This window comes from Novosphingobium sp., from assembly GCF_019748365.1.
GTDB lineage: Bacteria > Pseudomonadota > Alphaproteobacteria > Sphingomonadales > Sphingomonadaceae > Novosphingobium.
The window spans coordinates 19397-41755 of record NZ_JAIEPN010000180.1; the positions used below are offsets into that span (position 1 = coordinate 19397).

The following is a 22359-nucleotide window of genomic DNA, read 5'->3' on the forward strand; positions in this document are numbered from 1 at the left end:
CCCAGCGTTTGCCGGGAGGCGTCCTTCAGCCCAGTAGCCCCCCCCGAGCAAGCTCGAGGGGGGGGGGCGGCTCAGGCCGCTTCGGCCTTGCGTTCAGCGCGCTCGAGGTTGATCGCCTCGGCCAGCAGGAAGGCCAGCTCGATCGACTGCGCTGCATTGAGCCGCGGGTCGCAGTGCGTGTGATAGCGGTCCGCCAGCGCTTCATGCGTGATGGCAACAGCGCCGCCGACGCATTCGGTCACATCCTGCCCGGTCATTTCGATGTGGATGCCGCCCGCATGGCTCCCCTCGGCGCGGTGGACGGCGAAGAAGCCCTTCACCTCGTTCAGGATACGGTCGAACGGACGGGTCTTGTAGCCGCTGTTCGCCTTGATCACGTTGCCGTGCATCGGATCGCAGGACCACACCACCGGATGGCCTTCGCGCGCCACAGCGCGCACCAGCGGCGGCAGGCCAGCCTCTACCTTGTCATCGCCGAACCGGCTGATCAGCGTCATCCGGCCCGGCTCGCGCGCCGGGTTCAGTGTATCGAGCATGCGCAGCAGCGCGTCCGGCGTCAGGCTCGGCCCGCACTTCATGCCGATGGGATTGCCCACGCCGCGCAGGAACTCGACATGCGCCGAGCCTTCGAAGCGGGTGCGATCGCCGATCCACAGCATGTGCGCGCTGGTGTCGTACCACTGGCCGGTGAGCGAATCCTGCCGCGTCATCGCCTGCTCATACTGGAGCAGCAGCGCTTCGTGGCTGGTGTAGAACGTGGTGCCCTGGAGCTGCGGCACGGTGCTGGGGTTGACCCCGCAGGCCTCCATGAAATCGAGCGCTTCGCCGATCTTGTCCGCCGTTTCGCTGAACTTGGCCGCCCACGGGCTCTTGCCGATATGATCCAGCGTCCACTGGTGGACCTGCCGCAGATTGGCATAGCCGCCGGTGGAGAAGGCGCGCAGCAGATTGAGCGTGGCCGCGGCCTGCGAATAGGCGCGCAGCATGCGCTCGGGATCGGGCACGCGGCTTTCCGAGGTGAACTCGATGCCGTTGATGTTGTCGCCCAGATAGCTCGGCAGCTCGACATCGCCGATCTTCTCGACCGGCGAGGAGCGCGGCTTGGCGAACTGGCCGGCCATGCGGCCCACTTTCACCACCGGCTGCTTGCCCGCGAAGGTCAGCACGACCGCCATCTGCAGCAGCACGCGGAACGTATCGCGGATGTTGTTCGGGTGGAACTCGGCGAAGCTCTCGGCGCAGTCCCCGCCCTGGAGCAGGAAACCCTTGCCGGCCGCCACTTCGGCGAGATCAGCCTTCAGCGCGCGCGCCTCACCGGCGAAGACCAGCGGGGGAAACCGGGTCAGCGTTTCCTCGACCGCGGCGAGCTTTGCCGCATCGGGATAAGTGGGCAGGTGCTTGGCCTCTGCCGCGCGCCAGCTGCTTGCATTCCAGTTCGTTGCCACGGTACTCGCTTTCCTAAGGACGCGCGCGTTTAGCGGTACCGTAGCGGAAATGCAAAGGTTTGGCGGCGGCCGCCTATTTCGTGTCCATCAGGCGGCGCTGGAAGTAGACCATCTCGAGCGCGATCGTCATCGCCTTCTCCTTGAGATTGGCCCCGGCCCCGTGCCCGCCGGCGGTGCTTTCATAGTAGAGATAGGGCAGCCCATACTCCTTCATCCGCGCGGCAAACTTGCGCGCCTGCACCGGGCCGACGCGGTCGTCCTTGGTCGTCGTCCAGATCAGCGTCTCGGGATAAGGCGCGCCAGGCTTGAGGTTCGAATAAGGCGAGGTCTTGAGCCAGAACGCCTTCTCGTCCGGGTTCGCCATCGTGCCATATTCGCCGACCCATGAGGCACCGGCAGAGAGCTTTTCATAGCGCAGCATGTCGAGCAGCGGGATCTGGATGCTGACCGCGCCGAACAGCTCGGGCCGCTGGATCAGCTCCACGCCCATGAGCAGCCCGCCGTTCGAACCGCCATAGATGCCGAGCTTTTGCGGGCTGGTGATCTTGCGCGCCATCAGGTCTTCGGCGACTGCGGCGAAGTCGTCGTAGATCACCTGGCGCTTCGTCTTCAGCCCCGCCTCGTGCCACGCCGGGCCGAATTCGCCGCCGCCACGGATATTGGCAACGACATAGGCACCGCCACGTTCGAGCCACAGCTTGCCGGTCACCCCGCTGTAGGCCGGGGTGTAGGAAATCTGGAACCCGCCGTAGGCCGTCATCAGCGTGGGCGTGGTGCCCGTCAGCGGCATGTCGGCGCGGTGGGTGATGAAGTAGGGCACCTTCGTCCCGTCCTTCGAGGTTGCCATGAACTGCTCGGTCACCAGCCCATCAGCAGCAAAACGCGCCGGCGTCTGCTTGATCTGGATCGCGGTGCCGGCGGCGGCGTCGACCTTCCACAAGGCTGTCGGCAGAAGGTAGCTCTGCACCGAGACATAGGCGGTGTTGGAGGCCCGGTCGCTGGACACCATGCTGATCGCGGCGTTGTCAGGCAGCGGCAGCACGCTCTGCTGCCAGCCGCTCGCCGTGCGGGTGAAGCGCATCGCCCGCCCGCGCACGTTGTCATAGACCGCCGCGAGCACATGGCCCTGCGTCACCGCAACTTCGTCGGCATCGACCGACTGGCGCGGCCCCGGTGCGAAGATCACTTCCGGCGCGGCCTTGCCAGCGGGATCGACGGCAACGAGCGATCCCGCCGAAATCGGCTGGCCGCCCGCCGGGGTCCAGTCCTCGTTGACCTGAAAGATGAGGCGGCCCTGCGTCAGGCCCGTCACCGTGCTCTTGCGCGGCACCGCGATGGGGGTGGTGCCCTGCGGTGTGACGCGGACAAACTCGGCCTCGAAGAAGGTGATCCCGCGCATGATCACGACTTCGCTGTGGCCTGCGCCATCGGTGAAAGTGCGCGGGATGACGAAGACATCATCGGGCTTGCCGCGAAACACCTCGCTGGCGGCCTCGAGCGGCGCGCCGCGTTTGACGCGCTTGACGACGAAGGGATAGCCGCTGGCCGTCATCGTGCCTGCCCCCCAATCGCGCGCGGCAATGAGGCTGTCCGGCGTTTCCCAGCTGACCCACTGCTTCGATTTGGGCAGCGTGAAACCGCCGGAGACGAAGCTGCGGGTGGCAAGATCGAACTCGCGCTGGATATTGGCATCCTCGCCGCCATCGGAGAGCGCGACGAGGCAGCGCCTTTCCGCTGTCGGCTCGCAGTCCGCGCCCGCCCAGACCCAGTTGGCCTTCTCCGCCGCCGAAAGCGCATCGAGATCAAGCAATGTCTGCCAGGCCGGCTCCGCCTTTTCGTACTCGGCGGGGCTCGTGATGCGCCAGAGGCCGTGGACGTGGGTGCCATCCTGCCAGAGATTGGCGATCTGCCCGCCGATCTGGCGCGGCATCGCAATGCGGTCGGTCGCCTCGGCGATCTTGAGGGCATCGGCATAGAAGCCGGCGAACTGCGGATCAGCCTTGAGCACGGCGAGCGAGCGCGCATTCTCCGCCTCGACCCAGGCCATAGCGCGCGGGGAGTAGATGTCCTCGAGCCAGATATAGGGATCGGCCGTCTCAGCCACGGCTTGCGCCTGCGCCGGATATGCGTTGGCAGACAAGGCCAAGGCCGCAACAAGAGCGAGACGCCGCATGAAGATGCTCCCTGAAGATCATTAGGTTGAGCCTACCGGCGGGCCCCGAGCGGTTCAAGGCCGCCTTGGGGCAAGATCGGCTAGTCCCAGTGCTCCATGTCCGCACCCGATGGGCCGCCCCAGGGATGGCGTCCCGTCACTTCCCCGGCACGACCTCCAGTCGCCACGCCCTGCCCGGTACCAGATAGCGCTTGGCCAGCGCCTGCAGACGTTCGGGCGTGATTGCGCTGTAGTCCGAGAGGATCGAGCGGATCTGGGTGAACTTGTCCGGATCGAGCGCGCCGCCTTCGAGCTGGTACATGTAGAAGCCGTTGCCGGTGCTGGCGCGGGTGATCAGCTGTTTCATCGGTTCGGTCACGCGGGCGATCTCGTCGGGCGTGGCCGGGGCGCTGGCGAGATCGGCGGCGATCTTGTCGCTGGCGGCGAAGAAGGCGGTGAGATCGCCCGGTCGCAACTGGCTGGTGGCGGCGAGATAGCCGCCCGAGGGCAGATCGAGCGGCCAGCTGGATGAAACCTGCGGCGCGTAGCTCGCGCCGATCTTCTCGCGCATCGCATCGAACAGGCGGTTGTTGAACACCTGCGAGAGGAGTTCGAGCTGGCGCGCTTCGTGGACGCCCGCGCTGCCGCCGCCCGTAGGCCAGGCGACCAGCGCGGCTGCCGTATTGGCATCGCCGTGGTGGTTCAATGTCAGCGGGTCGCCGACCGGTTCGGGCAGCTTGGGTGCAAAGCCGGTCGCCGGCAACGGATCGCGCGGCGGCAAGGCGCCGAAGGTGCGCTCGAGCGCGGCGACCGTCTCGTCGCGGTTGAAATCGCCGAAGATATCGACCTCGATCGGCCCTTGCTTGAGCAGCGCCGACCACACGCGGCGGAAGCCTTCGGGGTTCGCCTTGCCGATTTCGGCCGGGTTGGGCACGGCATAGCGCGGATCGCCATCCTTGAGCAGCCAGCCCACATCACGCTGCAGCACCGAAGCGGCCGAGGCGTTGGTCGATTCATAGGCGAGCCGCGCCGCCGCCTGCGCGCGCACCACCGGATTAGCATCCCAGCGCGGCATCGCCAGCTTGGCGGCGAAGAGATAGAGCTGGTCCGGCAAGTCCGCGGGCCGCGTATCGGCCGAGAACTTGAAGGTGGTATCGTCGATATCGAAATCGAGGCTGAGCTTGCGGCCCGTCGCCAGCCGGTCGAGGTCCTCGCGCCCGATGTTGCCGAAGCCGCTGTCCATCAGCGCCGTCTCGCCCAGCGAAGCATAGACCGCGTCCTTGGGATCGATCACCGCATAGCCGCCACCGAAATGGACGCGCACGATCACCCGGCCCGGTTCGGCCTCGTTCGACCAGAGCAGCGCCTTCACCCCGTTCGAAAGCTCGATCCGCTCGATGCCAAGGAGGCCCGTGCCTTCAGCATTGGCGAGCTTGCCGGGAGCGCCGATCGCCGGCAGGTCCTTGAAGCTCAAGGTACTGGCGGCAAGGCGGCTGCCCGAAGACGGCGCGACCGGGGCCAGCAGCGCGGTGCGCAAGTCCGCCTCGGTGCCGTCGGATGCATTCGGCGTGATCAGCACGGGGCGGATCACCGTGCCCTTGAACAGCGCGCGGGTGTGATCGAGCACGGCAGCAGGCGTGAACAGCGGGATCGACGAGCGGAAAATGCTGTAGACCGTATCGGGATTGGCCACCGTCTCGCGGATATCGACGGCGTCGGTGATGTCGTCCGCCAGCTTCGAGCCGGCGAGCGTTTCCTGCGTTTCGACCGGCACCTTGAAGGCGACGTCGAACTCGGCCACCTCGCGCGCGATTTCCTCCTCGGTCGGCGGCGTGGCGAGCGCATCGGCGATCACCGCGCGGACATCCTTGACCGCAGACTTCCAGTCGTCGGTCAGCGGGGTCACGGTCACCAGTGTCGCATCGGCGGAGCGGCTGATGCGCTGCTGCTCGACCGAAGCGGCAAGGAAGCTGCCGCCGCCGCGCGCGCGGCCTTCAAGCCGGCGATTGATGATCGCAAGGCCGAGCCGGTCGATCATCAGGCCCTGATTGTAGACGATCGTATCCTGCACCTTGCGCCAGGGTCGCAGCACGGCATAGTTGAACACGCGCGGCAGATCGGGTTCGACCATGACTTTGGCATCGCCCACCGGATTGGCGGGATCACCGCCGACGGGGGGCTTGGGTGCGCCGAAATCGGGCAGTGGCGGGCGCTTGCCACTGCCCTTCCAGCTGCCGAACCACTGCTTGATGCGTGTGATCAGCGCCTGCGGATCGGCATCGCCGGCCACCACGATCACCGCGTTGTCCGGCCGGTACCACGCATCGTGGAACGCCTTGACCTTGGCGGGGGTGGCCGCGTTCAGCGTTTCCTCGGTGCCGATGGGGGAACGGCTGCCGAGTGGCTGCCCGGCGAAGAACACCGCACGCGTGCCATCGAGAATGCGCGTCTGCGGGCCTGAGCGTTCGCGCATTTCGGCAAGCACGATCGGCACTTCGGTCTTCACGCCCGCGTCGGTGAAGATCGGCGCGGTGATCATGCCTGAAAGCAGGCGGAACGTCTCATCCAGCTTGGCGGGCGAAACATCGGGAATGTCGAGCTTGTAGACGGTCTGGGTCGGGCTCGTCTCGGCATTGGTATCGCTGCCGAAGGTGGCGCCGAGCCGCTGCCACGCCGGGATCGCCTCGCCCGATTTGAGGTACTTCGAATCGCGGAACGTGAGATGCTCGATCAGGTGCGCATAGCCGCGCTGCGGATCGGTTTCGTAAAGCGAACCGGCATCGATGAGCATACGCACCGAAACCTGCCCCGGCGGCACGCCATTGTGGCGCACGGCATAGCGCAGGCCATTGGGCAGCACGCCGAAGATCCACGCCTTGTCCTGCGGTACGTCACTCCCGCGGTAGAGCCACGGAACGGCACTGACTGCCGGCTTGGCCGCTGCCGCGTGGACAGCGGGCGCCTTGGCCGGCGGTTTGGCCGGCGCCTTGGCGAGGACTGGCGAGGAGACCCCGAGCAGACCGACAAGAACGGCGGAAAGTACGGGAGCGAGAGCGCGGGGCGTACGGAGGGCGAACCGGGACAGAAAAGCCATGTACGCTGTATAGGGCGGCAAGAAATGAAGGACCAGTGAATTGGTCCCCCATCCCTTGCCATAGCGAAGATCAGTTTTTCGGCTTCTGCGCGGCCGGAGCCGCACCCGGCTGCTGAGCTGCCTGCCTTTGCACCTGCGCGCGCATCGCCTCGACCTCGGATTCGGTCTTGAAATCAACGAGTTCGACCTGGAAGACGAGGTCCGAATTCGCCGGGATCGGCCCTGCCCCCTTCTCGCCATAGCCCAGCCCTGCGGGGATGCAGAAACGCCAGACGCTGCCCTTGCTCATCAGCTGGAGGCCCTCGGAGAAGCCCTTGATCACGCCGCTGGCGGGAAAGGCCTGCGAGGTGTTCTGATCGAACACGGTGCCATCGGCAGCGAGGTAGCCGATGTAATTGACGAGGACGTAGTCTGAAGCGCCGGGCTTCGCGCCGGCCGCTTCCTTGAGCACGCGGGTGCCGAGGCCCGAGGCGGTCCTGGCGCTGCACACCCGCTGGGCGGCGGGCACCACCGGGTTCAGCGGCACCGGCAGAATTTCCGCCGCAGGCGCCGCGGCGGCTGCCGGCGCAGGAACGGGCGCGGGCTGCGCGGCGGCCAGCGCAGGCGTGACGACGAGGGCCACGAGGGAGAGGGAAAGGGCGATTCGGCAAGAGCCGCGGAGCGTGGTGATCATCCGCGGCCCCATAAACCAGCGTTGTTACACCTTCCAGCACAGAACGATGCCCACGCCCCTTGCCTTACGCATTTGCGCCTAGGCCCCCGCAACCGGACTGGCAGCCCATGAACGTTATGGTCTGCGTCATGGCGATCAGTGGCGACTATTCCTCTCCGGTTACCGTCAACGGCTTCGTCTGCCGCAATTGCAGCGACGTGGACCGCGCCAAACGGCATATCGATCCGGCCGATCCGGCGGCCGGCCCCTTCGGCGTCAATGGCAGCCACAAGCCGGGCAAGGCGGCCGCGCCTGCCAATCACTTCTCAGCCGAAGCGCGCGATGCGGAACGGCTCGAAGCGCTTTATCGCGAGCGCCGGGCCGCACCTGCCAGTCCGGTTGCCGCCGCCTATGCCGGGGCCACGCTTGTGCCGGGTGGTTCGCTCGTCTCGCGCAGCGCCTGAAATACGGGCCGATTGGCCCCTTGACCCCTCGCTGGCGCGGCCTACATGCTGGGGTATGTTCATAGAAACCGAAACCACTCCGAACCCTGCCACGCTGAAGTTTCTTCCGGGCGAGATCGTCATGGCCAGCGGCACGCGCGAATTCACCTCGCCCGAGGCGGCGGCAGCTTCTCCGCTCGCCGAGGCGCTGTTCTCGCTGGGCGATGTGACGGGCGTGCTCTACGGGCGCGACTTCATCGCGGTGACGATCGCGCCGGGCGCGGAATGGGCACCGCTCAAGCCGCAAGTGCTGGCGCTGCTGCTCGATCACTTCGTGGCGCAGGCCCCGCTGTTCACCACGGGCGCGGCTGACTTCGCGGTCCCCGGCGAGGCGGATGACGACACGGACTATGGCGACGATCCGGCCGACGCCGAGATCGTCGAGCAGATCAAGGACCTGATCGAGACCCGCGTGCGCCCAGCCGTAGCGAACGATGGCGGCGACATCATCTACCGCGGATTCCGTGAAGGCGTGGTCTATCTGAAGATGCAGGGCGCCTGCTCGGGCTGCCCCTCATCCACCGCCACGCTCAAGCACGGCATCGAATCGCTGCTCAAGCACTATGTGCCCGAAGTCAGCGAAGTCCGCGCTGCCTGATCCGATCGCCTGAAGGTTTTTGCGAGATGTCCCAGCCGCTTGACGATGCCGCGCTTGATCAGGTGTTCCGCACCGCCCGGACCTACAACGGCTATCTCGACAAGCCGGTGAGCGAGGAACAGCTGCACGCGATCTGGGACCTCATGAAGATGGGGCCGACGTCTGCCAACCAGATGCCCGCGCGGCTGGTCTGGTGTGTAAGCGACGAAGCCAAGGAAAAGCTGGCGGTCTGCGCCGGGGGCACAAACCCCGACAAGATCCGCAAGGCCCCTGTCAGCGTGATCATCGGGATGGACATCGATTTCCACGAGCAGCTGCCTTGGCTGTTCCCCCATGCCGATGCGAAAAGCTGGTTCGAAGGCAACGAAGCGCTGCGCGAGGTCTCGGCCATGCGTAACTCGACGCTGCAGGGCGCCTATTTCATCATCGCCGCGCGGATGGTCGGGCTCGATACCGGGCCGATGTCGGGCTTCAGCAATGCGGCGGTGGACGAGGCGTTTTTCGCCGGTACGCGCGTGAAATCGAACTTCATCTCGACGCTGGGCTATGGCGATCCGGCCACGATCTTCCCGCGCAGCCCCCGGCCCGATTTCGCGCGTTTCAACACGCTGGCCTGAAGGCGGGACGCGCCTTGCGCCGGCTGGTGATCGACAGCGCGACCGAAGCCTGTTCGGTGGCCTTGTTTGATGACGACGAGATGATCGCCGGTTCCCACGCCATGCTGGGACGCGGCCATGCCGAACAACTCGTGCCGATGATCGCCGCTCTGCCCGGAAAAGGCCGCGCCGACTGCGTTGCCGTGAATACCGGCCCGGGCAGCTTCACCGGCATTCGCGTGGGCCTTGCCGCCGCGCGCGCGCTGGCGCTGGCGTGGCAGGTACCGATAGAAGGCTATGCCTGCCTCGCCCTCGTCGGCGCCATGGCGCGCGCCGTACATGGTGGCGAAGCGATCGACGCGGTGATGAGCGGCGGGCATGGCGAGTGGTTTTTCCAGCCCTTTGCGGCAGACGGAACCCCGCTCGCGCAAGCGGCCTCATTGCTGCCGGAAGCAGCGGCAGAACGCTCGCAGGCGGCGATCGTGGTCGGCAGCCAGGCTGACGCGCTTTGCGCGCGGCGCGGCGGCGCGCCTGCCGCCTATCCGCTCTGGCCCGATGCGCGCGCCTTTGCGCTGCTCGGCCGCACGGCCCTGCACCCCGATCCCACGCCCCGCTATGGCCGTGCACCCGATGCGCGGCTTCCGACCGCGTGATGGCGGCTGCATAAGGGCAGCTGTGTCATGAGCCAGAATCCATCCGACTGCAGCGACGACATCGACCGGATCATGGAGGTCATGATCGGCGCCTTTGCCCCCGAGTATGGCGAGGCGTGGAACCGACGGCAGGTTTCAGACTCGCTGCTGCTCGCCGGGACAGGTTACTGCCTGATCGGTGCCGACGGATCGTTTGATCCGGACCTTGCAGAACCCGTCGCCGGCTTTGCACTGACGCGGTCGATTTTCGACGAAGAAGAGCTGCTGCTGTTCGCCGTACTGCCAAAGTATCGCGGCAAAGGTCTGGGTGCTGCACTTCTGACCGAAGTGATCGTCCGGGCGCGACTGCGGGGTATCCGGCGGCTCTTTCTCGAAATGCGACGGAACAATCCGGCTGGCAAGTTATACACAGGTTTTGGCTTCCGGACTGTCGGCGTGCGCCCCGGATACTACCGCACTGCAAGCGGAGAACGCCTCGATGCGCTCAGTCAGGAACTGCATATTGCCTAGAATTAGGCATATTTACCTGTACACGCCTGTGCTTTCGGAAAATTTGGAAAGAAAATGGTCGCATTTGCTCCGCAATGGTTGTAACTCTGTTGTGCAGGCGTATATGCGGACCAGTCTACTCTAGACTCACCGAGCCTTGACTGGGCAAAAAGAAGATAACAACCGCAAAAGGTATGGGTACAATGAGTGAAATCGAAAACGATATGCGGGAAACGCTGATCACGCTCACATCAGACATCGTCGCCGCTCACGTGAGCAACAACAGCGTCGCGGTCAACGACCTGCCGCTACTGATCGGCAATGTCTATGCGGCGCTGGCTGGCCTCAATCCCGCGCAACCGGCAGCAGAACCGGCTCCTGAACCTGCGGTTTCGATCCGCGCTTCGGTCAAGAACGATCACATTGTCTGCCTTGAAGACGGCAAGAAGCTCAAGATGCTCAAGCGCCATCTGATGACGCGCTACAACATGACTCCGGAACAGTACCGCGCCCGCTGGAATCTGCCGGCCGACTATCCGATGGTCGCCCCGGCCTATGCCGAAAAGCGCCGCGAACTGGCCAAGAAGATCGGCCTCGGCCGCAAGCCTGCTCCCAAGCGCAGCCGCGGCGCCAAGGTTGCTGGCTGAACAGCCCGGAACCGGGGCCCAAAACCGGCCCCGGAGCCGAACATGAAACCGGCCCGAGAACCGGCGAGGCACCCAGTCAGTTGCGCGGGGCCTCGCCGCTTTCGGTTTTCCCCGATCCGGGCTTGATACTGCCCGCAAATCGACAGCGCCCGGTTGAAGAATTGGCGCAGCAAACTATGCTGCGCGCAACCTAACCGGATGGGCCGCAAGCTTGCACCAGGCAATCGACATCGAAGCGCTCTGCGCGGAACGGGGTCTCAGGATCACCGAGCAACGCCGCGTGATCGCGCAGGTGCTGTCGGAGAGCGATGACCACCCGGACGTAGAGAAGCTGCACGAGCGTGCTTCCGCGCGTGATCCGCGCATTTCCATCGCCACGGTCTACCGCACGGTTCGCCTGTTCGAAGAAGCCGGGATCCTCGATCGCCACGATTTCGGCGATGGCCGCGCCCGTTATGAGGCGACGCCCGAGGCGCACCACGACCATCTGATCGACGTCGAGACCGGGAAGGTCATCGAATTCGTCGATCCCGAGCTTGAGGCGCTGCAGCGCCAGATCGCCGAACGGCTCGGCTACCGCCTCGTCGACCACCGCATGGAGCTCTATGGTGTCAAGTCTGATCGCGAGGCGTAAGGCCCGCCGCAAGGTAGGGCCGGAGCGCGGCGAACCCGTCACCTGGATGGGCTGGATGCGGATTTGCCTGCGCGGCGTCGCGCTCGTGCTGCTGATGCTGATCTGCGTGCCGCTGCACTATCTCTACCGCATCGTGCATTATGGCTCGCCGTTTCCGAAGTTGTTCCTGTTCTTCGCGGCCCGCATCATTGGCGCGCGCGTGCGCGTCCACGGCGTGCCGCTGAAGCGCGACGTGTTCTATATTTCGAACCACCTTTCGTGGGTTGATATCCTTGCCCTCGGCGGCGCCAGCGGCACTGCATTTGTTGCCAAGGCCGAACTGTCGCAGGCGCCGATTGTCGGCTGGCTGGCGCGGATCAACCGCACCGTGTTCGTGAGCCGCGAGGACCGCATGGGTGTGGCCGATCAGATCAACCGCCTCAAGGAAGCGCTGGCCGACAACTGGTCTATCACCGTGTTCCCCGAAGGCACCTGCACCGATGGCAAGTCGCTGCTCCCGTTCAAGACCTCGATGCTTCGCGTGCTGGAGCCGCCGCCGCCGGGGGTGATGGTGCAGCCGGTGGTGCTCGATTATGGCCGCGTCGCCGAATGGATCGGCTGGATCGGCACGGAAGACGGCGTGTCCAACGGCAAGCGCATCATGTCGCGCCGGGGATCATTCCGGCTCGAGGTGCATTTCCTCGAGCCCTTCGATCCGCAGGGCCTTGCCGGGCGCAAGGCCATCGCCGCCGAAGCGCGCCGCCGCATTGAACCTGCGCTCGAAGCCGCGCTTGGCGAACCGCTGCGGCCCTTCGCATTCGATGTTGCGCCGGTGCGCTACGAGGCGGCGAAGAACGCCGCGTGAAGCTGAAGCTGAAGCCGGGTATGGCGAGCCGTCCCCGCCAAGTGGTGGACAGGCTGGCCAGCGCGATGCGGCGCAAGATCGGGCTCAAGAAGCTTGACCTTCGCGGCAAACCGGTTCCGCTGCGCAAGGGCCCGCCCGAGGCCCTGCTCGGTTTTGGCCGCTTCGTAGCCAATCCGCGCCGCTTTGGCGGCTTCGTCAGTGGCCCTGCGCTAGCTGCCGCGATCACCGCGGAAATCGATCCCGCAGCCGGTCCCGTGCTGGAGCTCGGCCCCGGCACCGGCGTGTTCACCCGCGCACTGCTCACACGGGGCGTGGCGGAGCGCAACCTGATCCTCGTCGAACTCGATCCGAAGCTCGCCGCACGGCTGCGGATCGCCTTCCCGCAAGCCCTCGTCCTGTGCTGCAGGGCAGAAAGCGTGACGCCCGACCTGCTCGAAGGCCGCTGCCCGGCTGCCATTGTCAGCGGATTGCCGCTGCTCAATTTCCCGGACGATGCGGTGGAGCGCATCATTGCCGCGACCTTTGCGGTCAGCGCTTCGGATGCTGCGCTTTACCAGTTCACCTACGGCCCCAAATGCCCGGTCCACAAGGACATCAGGGCGCGCCTCGGTCTTTCCGCCCAGCGCAGCGCGCGCGTCTGGCGCAACGTACCGCCTGCTTCGGTCTACCGCATCACCCGCTCCTGACGTAGCGATCAGCCCTGCTCGCGCTGCGGGTCCTGCCTGCGCTGCTGGGCGATGCTGCAGCGGCCGCGGTCATAGGCGCCAACGGTGCGGATGACATCGCCCTGCCGCGGTTCGACCCGCCGCCCCGTGGCAATGCCGGCAAGCACCCGCGCGACCAGCGTATCAAGCCGGGTGACGAGGTAGCAGGCCACGTCGGGTTCGGCATGGCTGTTGCCTACGCCGCTGTCGTCGGTGAGGAAGATGTATCGCCCCTGGGTCAGCGCCGCCATCGAACGCAGGACATATTGCGCGCTGTCTTCCACCCCGCTTGCGGCGACGGGCACGATCTGGACGCCCCGGCTGCGCAGCCGCTGCGTGGCATCGAGCGTGGCGCCGATCGCGTCCTCGTGCGGCGGTGCGTCGGTGACCAGCAGCACAGCCTTGGCGGCATCGGAGCGCCATTGCAGGCGCCCGGCCTCGGCAACGGCGCGATCCATAGCCTCGGGCGTATCGCCACCGCCGTTGGCATCCTGACGGGCCAGCAGCGTGCGGATCGAACCGATGTTCGCGGTGAGCGGTGCCGACTGGACGACGTAGTCATCGCCCTCATCGCGGTAGAGCACGACGCCGATGCGCAAGTCGAGCTGACCCGCATTGCGCTTCAGCCGCGCAACGATCGTATCGAGTTCGGCCTGGATATACTCCATTTCGTCGCCCATGCTGCCGGTCGTGTCGATCACCAGCGCCAGGTCCATGGCGCGCGGCGCGGCGGCCACGCCGGGAAGCGTGATCTCGATCAGGCGGCTTGCGGAAAGCGCGACAGACTTCCGCACCGAACCGGCGGTCCCGGAGACGGCCACGGTGGTTTTCTGCGGGATGCGATCCGCCCGCGGGTAGAACGAGGCCGTCCCATCCGCCGCTGTGACGAGGTGCAGCGGCGCGCCGGGGCGGCCGACATCGGTCTGCGCAAAGGGCACCGGCCGCCCGCGCGCATCGACCACGCGGATCACCACCCGGCTGCGCGTATCGTAGAACGGCAGCGATTGCCCGCTCGCCTGCAGGAAACGTCCGGCATAGGCGGCATATTGCCCAGGATTGAGCAGATCATCGATATCGCCAGCGGTCAGCAGGCCCGATTGCGGGGGCACCGGATTGCTCGGCATGGCGGGTGGTTCGATGATCACCGGCGGCGGCGCGACTGGTTCGAGCATCGTCGTCTCGGTCTTGCCCGAAACGACACCGCCAACATTCCATTCGGTCTTCTTCGTGACCGAGCGCGCTGGGGGGATGAAGGCCGGAGGCGGTGGCGCCGCTGCAACATCGGCGGCGGGCTCTTCGGCTGCTATGGCATACTTGTTTTGTGGGGCGGAGGCAGACTCCGGCGCCTTCTCGCTGCAGGCGGCAAGCGCCAGCAGGCTGCCCCCGAGAATGACCGTTGAAACGCTGCGAACAACAACGCGACGAGGCATGGGCAGACCTCCCTATGGGGTCCGTTAAATCTCTACTTATTTGATTTGGATTACAAGCCAGATTCCGCGAGCGCTCCTACTTTCGCGTCCACTCCGGTTGCTGCAATTGCTCTCTGAGCCACAAAAATGCTTTTATCGCAGTACCATGTCCAGCTCACTGTCCGGCAGGCGCTGTCCCATCGGCAGGAAAGCGGAACAGGTAGTACGGCGCCCTTTCGCGCATGTGGGCCTTCGATTGCATCATCACATCGGGGATGTCGCTGTCTGCCACATAGATCATGTTGCCCGGACCAAAGCTCAGCCCATCGGGCCAGCGCATCTTCGGGTGCCCCGCCAGCGCGGTAAGCTTGCGGTCGGGCCCGAGCTTCCACACGATCCCGTCCTCGATACCGGTGAGGTAGATGTTGCCCTCGTTGTCGATGGTGAGGCCATCGGCCTGCGGGCGCTCGGCATAAGGCTCGACGCGGGCGGCGAGTTCGGCGGGCGAGAGGCTCTCGTTGGTGAGGTCCGCCACCCGCACACGCGAGAGCATCTTGCCCGACATCGGGCCGATGTAGAGCCAGGTGCCCTGCCGATCGAGCGCGATGGGATCGAAGCCCGGGTGGAACCAGAACAGGCTGTTGCCGAGCGGCTGCATCAGCCGTCCCTGCGCACGCACGGCAAAGGGCCCGGGCATGATCGCTGGATGGCTATCGAGCAGGCGGCGGGCCTTGCCGGTCTCGCTATCGACCACGATCAGCCCCGGATGGCCGCTGAACACGCCGATATCGGCGATGTAGATCATCCGGCCCGCAGCATCGATCTGCATGTCCTGCACATAGGAACCGACCCCCGCGACCGAACGCGGCAGCCAGATCTGCTTGATCGGCGTGTTGGTATCGAGGTCGACCGCAACAAGCCGCGCGCCGAAGACTCCGTGTTCGCCGTGATCGATGCTCCACAGGCGGTTCCGGCTGTCGATGCGGATATTGAACACGGCCCCGTAGGAGGGCTTGCTGCGGTCGCCCTGCTGCATTTCCATGTTGGGATAGGGGACCGGCTTTCCGTTCACCAGTTCGAGCACCTTGATCGCAGGGCGTCCCTCGGCGTGGTAAGTGAAAAACACACGCCCGCTCGCGGAAACGGCGATGTTGCCGGGCGGTTCTGGCAGGGTGGCGATCACTTCGGCCCGCAGGCGCGGCTTGGGATCGCCGATGCGCGGGAACGGCTGCCCGGTGCCGCCGTAGTTCGCATGGAACCACACCACGAACGCGGCGAGCAGAACGCCGATCACGGCAGCGAGGCGCAGGAGAATCCGGACCATGGGGCAGCAATCCTGTTTGCAGCGATGTGATTCTTACGATATGAACGTTTCTATGCCTATTCGTTCAGATGCGCAAGCCGAGCTCAGCCCCGTCCGCGCGGCGCGGCGCGAGCGTCTGCTTGATGCTGCCGAGGCACTGTTCGTGCAGCAAGGTTTCCGCGCGACGTCGATCGAGGGGATCGCCGAAGCGGCGGGCATGTCGAAGGTGACGCTCTATGGCTATTTCCGCGACAAGGAGGCGGTGTTTGCTGCCGTGGCCGAACGGATCGCCGATGCGATGGAAGCGGCGGTGGAGGCCGCGCTCGCCGCAGACGCCCCCTTCCCCGCGCCGCTCGCCATGGCGCTGACGGCCAAGCACCTTATCGTGCAGGCACGCGTGCAGCGCTCGACCTTCGCCAGCGAGCTGTTTCAGGCCAAAGCCGCGCATGTCGCCCGCCGCTTCGCTGCTCTGGATGAGGCGATCATCGGTGGCCTCACCGCAGCGCTGGAGCGCGAAGGGCAAACGCCCGCAGCGTCAGCCGAGACGGCGCAACTCCTGTTCTCCGCTGCCAACGGCATCGCAAACCGTGCGGGCGACTCCGACTTGCTGACGGTGAGGATTGAGCGGCTGGTGCGTGCAGTGCTTGGCTGACCCCGCGCCCCCTTCTATCGCGCGGCATAATCGCGTAAGCGCCGCTGCCATGTCTGCCACCCCGCCCCCTCGCACATTCCAAGTAAAGAGCTTCGGCTGCCAGATGAACGTCTATGACGGCGAGCGCATGGCCGAGCTGCTAACCGCCGAAGGCATGCGCGCGGCAGACGACGGCGCGGCGGCGGATCTCGTCGTGCTCAACACCTGCCATATTCGCGAGAAGGCGACCGAGAAGGTCTATTCCGATATTGGCCGCATCGTGAAGGACGGGCGCGAGGCGGGCGCGGTGCCGCTGATCGCAGTGGCCGGCTGCGTGGCGCAGGCCGAGGGTGAGGAGATCATGACGCGGGCGCCTTCGGTGCGCGTGGTCGTTGGCCCGCAGGCTTATCACCGCCTGCCGGCGATGGTGGCCGAAGCCGCTGCCGGTGGCCGCGCGACCGAGACGGACATGCCCGCCGAGGCCAAGTTCGCCGCGCTACCAAAGCGCCGCAAGGTGGGAGCGAGCGCCTTCCTGACCATTCAGGAAGGCTGCGACAAGTTCTGCACCTATTGCGTGGTGCCTTATACGCGCGGCGCCGAGCTTTCGCGCCCCTACGCCGATCTTGTCAGCGAAGCGCGCCTGCTCGTCGAAGGCGGTGCGCGCGAGATCACGCTGCTGGGCCAGAACGTGAATGCCTGGGCGGGTGAGGATGACAAGGGCCGCCTGGTCGGGCTCGCAGGGCTTGCGGAGGAGCTCGGGAAGATCGAGGAACTGGCGCGCATCCGCTATACCACCAGCCATCCGGCGGACATGGATGATGCGCTGATCGAGGCGCACGGGCTCAACCCTAAGCTCATGCCGTTCCTGCACCTGCCAGTACAATCGGGCAGCGACCGCGTGCTGAAAGCGATGAACCGCAGCCACACCGCGGAAAGCTACTTGCGCATTCTGGAGCGCGTGCGCGCGGCGCGGCCGGACATCGCGCTTTCGGGCGATTTCATCGTCGGCTTCCCCGGCGAGACCGAAGCCGAGTTCGAGGAAACGCTGCAGATCATCGCCGAGGCCCGCTATGCGCAGGCGTTCAGCTTCAAATTCTCCGCCCGCCCCGGCACACCCGCCGCGACGATGGAAGGCCAGATCGCGCCTGAGGTGATGGACGAGCGCTTGCAGCGTCTGCAAGCCGCGCTCCAGCGTGACAGCCTTGCCTTCAACAAGGCGAGCGTGGGCAAGCGCTGCGAAGTGCTGGTCGAGCGCAAGGGCCGCCACGCCGGGCAATGGCTGGGCAAATCGCCCTGGCTGCAATCGGTGTATTTCACCGGGGATGCAGCGCTCGGCGATCTGGTCGAAGTGGAACTTGTCGAGGCGGGGCCCAATTCGATCGGCGGCCAGCTGGTGGCGCGCGCCGCCGCCTGAGCAGCGACGCGGCCTTTGCGTTCAGCCGTGATTGTGGTGGTGGCGATGCCATGCGCGGGCACGGGCGACACGGGCGCGGTGCAACTGGCGCCGGTCATGCCGCAGCTCATGGCGCGCGCGGTGCAGATCGCGCCGCTCTTCACGCACTTCGCGGCGATCCTGCACGACTTCACGGTGAATAGCGTGAACACGGGCATTCGCCGCAGCCGGGCCGGCGTGGGCCTGGGCAATCGCGGGGGCAACAGCGGGGGTCAGCGCGAGGAACGCGGCGGCCAGCAGAAACTTGCGCATCGGATTCTCCTTCAGACGGGATCGCTTGCCTGCGACCACAGATGAAGAATGCCTTGCCCAGACTGAACCACCCGGGAACAGCAGCTTAAGGCGCGCGACATTTTGGTCGCAGTTTGTCGCAAGATCGGCCCCGCCCGCCACAAGGCAGTGCAAATGATGCGATTTCCGGCCGGGCGGTCTTGCGCCTGTCGCATCGGTGCCTAAGCTGGGGCCATCCAACGTGAAAGGAGCGCATGGCCCGCAAGTTCTCCCGTTCGCATGAAGAGGCAACCCGCAGCGATTGGCCGGGTGCCTTCCGCAACGATCCGCCTCGCGGCGATAGCGCCCGCAGCAGCGACAACCAGCGACGCGCCAGGATCGAAATCGCGTTCGAGGAGCAGACGGTACTCGGCGCGCTGTTTGGCCAGTTCGATCAGAACCTCGTGCAGATCGAGAACCGCATGGGGGTCTATATCTCCGCGCGCGGCAACAAGGCCGTGATCGAAGGGCCGGCCGATTCCGTTGCCCGTGCCCGCGATGTGCTGAAGGGCATGCACCAGCGCCTGCTGGCAGGTCATGAAGTCGATGCAGGGGCCGTCGAGTCGCTGATCATGATGTCGAACGAGCCGACGCTGGAGGGCATCATCACCGGCGCCCCCGATGGCGCACCGCCGATCATGATCCGCACGCGCAAGAAGACGATCGTCCCGCGCTCGGCCACCCAGATCGAATACATGCGCGCGCTGGTGCGCGACGATGTGATCTTCGCGCTCGGACCGGCGGGCACCGGCAAGACCTATCTCGCGGTGGCGCAGGCTGTGGCGCAGCTGATCAGCGGCAGCGTGCAGCGCCTGATCCTCTCGCGCCCGGCGGTGGAGGCGGGCGAGCGGCTCGGCTTCCTCCCCGGCGACATGAAGGAGAAGGTCGATCCCTATCTCCGTCCGCTTTACGACGCGCTCTACGATTGCATGCCGCCCGAGCAGGTCGAGCGCAGGCTGGCCTCGGGCGAGATCGAGATCGCGCCAATCGCTTTCATGCGCGGGCGGACGCTGGCGGACGCTTTCGTCATCCTCGACGAGGCGCAGAACACCACGCCGATGCAGATGAAGATGTTCCTCACCCGCTTCGGCCAGAACAGCCGCATGGTGATCTGCGGCGATCCCAAGCAGACCGACTTGCCCGGTGGCACGGCGGCGAGCGGGCTGAACGACGCGGTGAACCGGCTTTCAGGCGTGGAGGGCATCGGCATGGTGAGGTTCGGCGTGGCCGATGTGGTGCGCCATCCGATCGTCGGCCGGATTGTCGAGGCTTATGAGGGCAAGGACGGGTGAGCGCTGCAACCGCTTATCCCCCTCTTGTGAAAAGGAAGGGAGCAATCAGATGACCGCTCCCACCCTCGAACTCGATATCGACCCCGTCTGGCCCGGCTCGACCGACTGGGAAGAGCTTGCCGCGCGCGCGGCGGAGGCGGCGGGCGTCGTCGCGCCCGAACTGGCGCACGAACACCTGCTCGTCAGCCTCGTCATGGCGGACGACGAGGAAGTCCACGCGCTCAACAGGCAGTGGCGCGCCAAGGACAAGCCGACCAACGTGCTGTCCTTCCCCATGCTCAGCCGCGAGGAAGTGCTCGCCGCCGCCGCCGCACCGGGAGCGCCGGGCATGCTCGGCGATCTGATCCTCGCCCACGGCGTCTGCACGCGCGAGGCCGCGGACAAGGGCATCGCGGTCGAGGCTCATGCTGCGCACCTCATCGTCCACGGCCTGCTCCATCTCGCCGGCTACGACCACGAGACGGGCGAGGATGACGCTGCGGAAATGGAGGCTTTGGAAACAAAGGCGCTTGCGCATATGGGCCTCGCCGACCCATATGCGACGCATTAGCGTAAAAGGAGTGATGGGCCGTGCCTGAGGGCAATGGGTCCGGCGGCGAGAGCCGTTCGGGCGACGGGGACAGTAGCGGCGCGCTGTGGCGCGCGCTCAAGGCATTTTTCCGGGGACCGGAACACGACCAATCCTTGCGTGCACAGATCGAGGAAGCGATCGAGGAGCACGAAGGCGAGAGCGGCGGCAGGAACGGCGCGGACGGCGATCTCTTGCCCCTTGAGCGCCAGATGCTCAAGAACCTGCTCCATTTCAGCGAGAACGACGCGGACGATGTTGCCATCCCGCGCGGCGAGATCGTGGCTATCCCCGCTGCCGCGACGTTCGATGAAGTCGTGAGCGCCTTTGCCGAGCATGGCCACAGCCGCCTGCCGGTCTATGGCGATTCGCTCGACGAAGTGGTCGGCATGCTCCACGTGAAGGACCTGTTCCCGATCGTCGCGGGCATGGCGCTCTCCGGCAAGGCCGCGCCCAAGGACTGGACCGGCCTGATGCGCCAGCCGTTGTTCGTGCCGCAGGCGCGCGGCGCGCTCGATGTGCTGGCCGACATGCGCTCCAGCCGCACGCACCTTGCCATTGTGATCGACGAGTATTCCGGCACCGACGGGATCATCACCATTGAGGACCTCGTCGAGGAAATCGTCGGAGAGATCGAGGACGAGCACGACGATGCGCCGCAGGAGCTCATGCGGCAGATCGACGAACTGACCTGGGAAGCGGACGCGCGCGCCGAGCTTGATGATGTGGGCGAACGTATCGATCCCCGGCTTGCGCTGGTGGACGAGGACGTGGATACTCTGGGTGGGCTCGCGGTCGTGCTGGCGGGGGAAGTCCCGCCCGTTGGCCGCGTGCTGGAACATGACAGCGGGTGGCGGATCGAGGTGACGGCAGGGGACGAGCGCAGGCTTACCCGGCTGCGGCTCCACGCGCCTGTATCCGCGACGCCTGAGGACGACTGAGTTTAGAGCCCTATGATCCGCCGACTGCCCCCTTTGCGCTCGCTCGAAGCGTTCATCCGCGTTGTGCGCGCGGGCTCGGCCAAGACCGCAGCGGCGGAGCTTGCACTCAGCCCCTCGGCGCTCTCGCGCCGGCTTGGCGCGCTGGAAGAGTTCATCGGCAAGCCGGTGTTCGAGCGCAAGCACCAGCTTTTGAAGCTGACCGAGGAGGGCCAGCAGCTCTACGATGCCGTCGCGCCGCTGATCGATGAAATGGCCGACCGGATCGACCGCCTGATCGATACCGGGCAGGTCCTGCGCCTCAGGCTTGGCGTGTTGCCGCTGTTCGGCAGCCAGCGCCTGTTCCCGCGGCTTGGCGAACTGCGCAAGCTGCACCCGCAGCTCCACATCGATATCGACAGTTCAGCCGCCGCCGAGACCAAGCTGGGCGACACGATCGATGCCGCGATCATCCTCTCCGAAGGGCCGGATGGCTCGCTCCATTCGGTGCGGCTCGATCACAACCGCGTCTATGCCATCGCGACGCCCGAGATCGTGGCGGAGGTTGGCCCTCGCCCCGATCTTGCCAAGCTCAACAAGCAGACGTTCCTCGTGCACAACGATCTGCCGATGAGCTTCGAGGCGTGGAAGCGCACGCTGCATCTGGAAGCGCTGCAGCCCGCGGCGATCGACCACTTCGATTCGGGCCAGCTGATCCTCGAGGCCGCCGCGCAGGGCCTCGGCATCGCGATCATGCACGATGACCACTACAAGCGCAGCCACGATCCGCGCGTGGCCCGGCTTTACGACATCGAGGTCGACAGCCCCTATTCCTACTGGTTCGTCTGCCGCCCCCGCGCCCTGCAATCGCGCCCGGTGCGGCTGTTCCACGACTGGATGATCAAGGCGGGCTTGTAGGGCGCCCGGCTTCAACGCGCTCCGAGTACCGGTCCACCAGCTGCTCCGCATGCGGGCGCAGCAGGACGGTGAAGCGGACGAGCTCTTCCATCACATCGACGATGCGATCGTAGTAGCTCGAGGGCTTCATCCGCCCCTCGGCGTCGAACTCCATATAAGCCTTGGCGACGCTCGATTGGTTGGGGATGACGAACATGCGCATCCAGCGCCCGAGGATACGCAAGGTGTTGACGCTGTTGAAGGATTGCGATCCGGCGCTGACTTGCATGACCGCCAGCGTGCGCCCTTGCGTTGGCCTGAGGCCCTGATAGGCGAGCGGAAGGTGATCGATCTGGGTTTTCATGATCCCGGTGATCTGGCCATGCCGCTCCGGGCTGCACCAGACCTGGCCTTCCGACCACAGCGCATGCTCGCGCAGCTCATGCACCGCCGGATGATCATCGCCCGCCACCTGATCGGGCAGCGGCAGATCGGAAGGATCAAAGATCCGCGTCTCGCAGCCGAAGAACTGCAGTAGCCGCGCGGCTTCTTCCACAGCATGGCGCGAGAACGAGCGCTCGCGCAGGCTGCCATAGAGCAGCAGGATG

General features: G+C 65.9%; 23 protein-coding genes. 15 read left to right on the forward strand and 8 right to left on the reverse strand.

Features of this window, described 5'->3' with window-relative positions; translation table 11 throughout:
• Positions 1 to 71: 71 nt before the first annotated feature.
• The 4 genes from K5Q19_RS19570 to K5Q19_RS19585 form a co-directional block, all read right to left on the reverse strand.
• Complete coding sequence (locus tag K5Q19_RS19570) at positions 72 to 1445, reverse strand: class II 3-deoxy-7-phosphoheptulonate synthase (RefSeq protein WP_292948644.1); 1374 nt, start codon at positions 1443 to 1445, stop codon at positions 72 to 74.
• Between the two features lie 73 nt (positions 1446 to 1518).
• The gene (locus K5Q19_RS19575) at positions 1519 to 3618 is read right to left on the reverse strand and encodes a prolyl oligopeptidase family serine peptidase (RefSeq protein WP_292948645.1); all 2100 of its coding nucleotides are present in this window, start codon (positions 3616 to 3618) and stop codon (positions 1519 to 1521) included.
• A gap of 136 nt (positions 3619 to 3754) precedes the next feature.
• Entirely contained in the window at positions 3755 to 6691 is a 2937-nt protein-coding gene (locus K5Q19_RS19580; protein WP_292948646.1) for a M16 family metallopeptidase, read from the reverse strand.
• A gap of 70 nt (positions 6692 to 6761) precedes the next feature.
• Entirely contained in the window at positions 6762 to 7364 is a 603-nt protein-coding gene (locus K5Q19_RS19585; protein ID WP_292948647.1) for an FKBP-type peptidyl-prolyl cis-trans isomerase, read from the reverse strand.
• 107 nt (positions 7365 to 7471) lie between these two features.
• Here K5Q19_RS19585 and K5Q19_RS19590 point away from each other — a divergent pair, with 107 nt between their 5' ends.
• The 9 genes from K5Q19_RS19590 to K5Q19_RS19630 all read left to right on the forward strand — a co-directional run bounded on the left by K5Q19_RS19590 (position 7472) and on the right by K5Q19_RS19630 (position 12993).
• The gene (locus K5Q19_RS19590) at positions 7472 to 7807 is read left to right on the forward strand and encodes a hypothetical protein (RefSeq protein ID WP_292948648.1); all 336 of its coding nucleotides are present in this window, start codon (positions 7472 to 7474) and stop codon (positions 7805 to 7807) included.
• A 55-nt stretch (positions 7808 to 7862) separates the two neighbouring features.
• Entirely contained in the window at positions 7863 to 8444 is a 582-nt protein-coding gene (locus K5Q19_RS19595; protein ID WP_292948649.1) for a NifU family protein, read from the forward strand.
• Between the two features lie 26 nt (positions 8445 to 8470).
• Complete coding sequence (locus tag K5Q19_RS19600; protein WP_292948650.1) at positions 8471 to 9061, forward strand: malonic semialdehyde reductase; 591 nt, start codon at positions 8471 to 8473, stop codon at positions 9059 to 9061.
• Positions 9062 to 9075: 14 nt separating this feature from the next.
• Complete coding sequence (gene tsaB, locus K5Q19_RS19605) at positions 9076 to 9693, forward strand: tRNA (adenosine(37)-N6)-threonylcarbamoyltransferase complex dimerization subunit type 1 TsaB (protein ID WP_292948651.1); 618 nt, start codon at positions 9076 to 9078, stop codon at positions 9691 to 9693.
• A 27-nt stretch (positions 9694 to 9720) separates the two neighbouring features.
• Positions 9721 to 10203 carry a GNAT family N-acetyltransferase gene (locus K5Q19_RS19610; protein WP_292948652.1) on the forward strand — a complete coding sequence of 161 codons (483 nt, stop codon included), beginning with the start codon at positions 9721 to 9723 and terminating at the stop codon, positions 10201 to 10203.
• Positions 10204 to 10385: 182 nt separating this feature from the next.
• Positions 10386 to 10829, forward strand: a complete 444-nt coding sequence (locus K5Q19_RS19615) for a MucR family transcriptional regulator (protein ID WP_292948653.1) — start codon at positions 10386 to 10388, stop codon at positions 10827 to 10829.
• 211 nt (positions 10830 to 11040) lie between these two features.
• The gene (locus tag K5Q19_RS19620; protein WP_054122249.1) at positions 11041 to 11463 is read left to right on the forward strand and encodes a Fur family transcriptional regulator; all 423 of its coding nucleotides are present in this window, start codon (positions 11041 to 11043) and stop codon (positions 11461 to 11463) included.
• Positions 11435 to 12307: a lysophospholipid acyltransferase family protein gene (locus K5Q19_RS19625; protein WP_292948654.1), complete on the forward strand. Its 873-nt coding sequence runs from the start codon at positions 11435 to 11437 to the stop codon at positions 12305 to 12307. Before K5Q19_RS19620 ends, K5Q19_RS19625 begins: the two co-directional genes overlap by 29 nt.
• Positions 12304 to 12993 carry an rRNA adenine N-6-methyltransferase family protein gene (locus tag K5Q19_RS19630; RefSeq protein ID WP_292948655.1) on the forward strand — a complete coding sequence of 230 codons (690 nt, stop codon included), beginning with the start codon at positions 12304 to 12306 and terminating at the stop codon, positions 12991 to 12993. Before K5Q19_RS19625 ends, K5Q19_RS19630 begins: the two co-directional genes overlap by 4 nt.
• 8 nt (positions 12994 to 13001) lie before the next feature.
• Here the strand turns inward: K5Q19_RS19630 and K5Q19_RS19635 are convergent, their stop codons facing one another.
• Both K5Q19_RS19635 and K5Q19_RS19640 read right to left on the reverse strand, forming a co-directional pair.
• On the reverse strand, positions 13002 to 14441 hold the full coding sequence (locus tag K5Q19_RS19635; RefSeq protein WP_292948656.1) for a vWA domain-containing protein: 1440 nt from the start codon (positions 14439 to 14441) through the stop codon (positions 13002 to 13004).
• Between the two features lie 154 nt (positions 14442 to 14595).
• Positions 14596 to 15744 carry an L-dopachrome tautomerase-related protein gene (locus tag K5Q19_RS19640; protein WP_292948657.1) on the reverse strand — a complete coding sequence of 383 codons (1149 nt, stop codon included), beginning with the start codon at positions 15742 to 15744 and terminating at the stop codon, positions 14596 to 14598.
• 52 nt (positions 15745 to 15796) lie between these two features.
• On the opposite strand from K5Q19_RS19640, the gene K5Q19_RS19645 reads away from it, so the two are divergent.
• Positions 15797 to 16375 carry a TetR/AcrR family transcriptional regulator gene (locus K5Q19_RS19645; protein ID WP_292948658.1) on the forward strand — a complete coding sequence of 193 codons (579 nt, stop codon included), beginning with the start codon at positions 15797 to 15799 and terminating at the stop codon, positions 16373 to 16375.
• Between the two features lie 49 nt (positions 16376 to 16424).
• Positions 16425 to 17768, forward strand: a complete 1344-nt coding sequence (miaB, locus tag K5Q19_RS19650) for a tRNA (N6-isopentenyl adenosine(37)-C2)-methylthiotransferase MiaB (RefSeq protein ID WP_292948659.1) — start codon at positions 16425 to 16427, stop codon at positions 17766 to 17768.
• A gap of 21 nt (positions 17769 to 17789) precedes the next feature.
• Here the strand turns inward: miaB and K5Q19_RS19655 are convergent, their stop codons facing one another.
• Positions 17790 to 18059 carry a hypothetical protein gene (locus K5Q19_RS19655; RefSeq protein WP_292948660.1) on the reverse strand — a complete coding sequence of 90 codons (270 nt, stop codon included), beginning with the start codon at positions 18057 to 18059 and terminating at the stop codon, positions 17790 to 17792.
• A gap of 233 nt (positions 18060 to 18292) precedes the next feature.
• On the opposite strand from K5Q19_RS19655, the gene K5Q19_RS19660 reads away from it, so the two are divergent.
• The 4 genes from K5Q19_RS19660 to K5Q19_RS19675 are packed head-to-tail and all read left to right on the forward strand — an operon-like array spanning position 18293 to position 21772.
• Entirely contained in the window at positions 18293 to 19369 is a 1077-nt protein-coding gene (locus K5Q19_RS19660; RefSeq protein WP_292948661.1) for a PhoH family protein, read from the forward strand.
• A 49-nt stretch (positions 19370 to 19418) separates the two neighbouring features.
• Complete coding sequence (gene ybeY, locus K5Q19_RS19665; RefSeq protein ID WP_292948662.1) at positions 19419 to 19919, forward strand: rRNA maturation RNase YbeY; 501 nt, start codon at positions 19419 to 19421, stop codon at positions 19917 to 19919.
• A gap of 20 nt (positions 19920 to 19939) precedes the next feature.
• Positions 19940 to 20878, forward strand: coding sequence for a hemolysin family protein (locus K5Q19_RS19670; protein WP_292948663.1), 939 nt, complete (start codon positions 19940 to 19942; stop codon positions 20876 to 20878).
• 12 nt (positions 20879 to 20890) lie between these two features.
• The gene (locus tag K5Q19_RS19675) at positions 20891 to 21772 is read left to right on the forward strand and encodes a LysR substrate-binding domain-containing protein (RefSeq protein WP_292948664.1); all 882 of its coding nucleotides are present in this window, start codon (positions 20891 to 20893) and stop codon (positions 21770 to 21772) included.
• Here the strand turns inward: K5Q19_RS19675 and arsH are convergent.
• Positions 21756 to 22359: arsenical resistance protein ArsH (arsH, locus tag K5Q19_RS19680; RefSeq protein WP_292948665.1), on the reverse strand; the 604-nt coding region annotated here is incomplete at its 5' end. The two genes, K5Q19_RS19675 and arsH, sit on opposite strands and share 17 nt — an antisense overlap.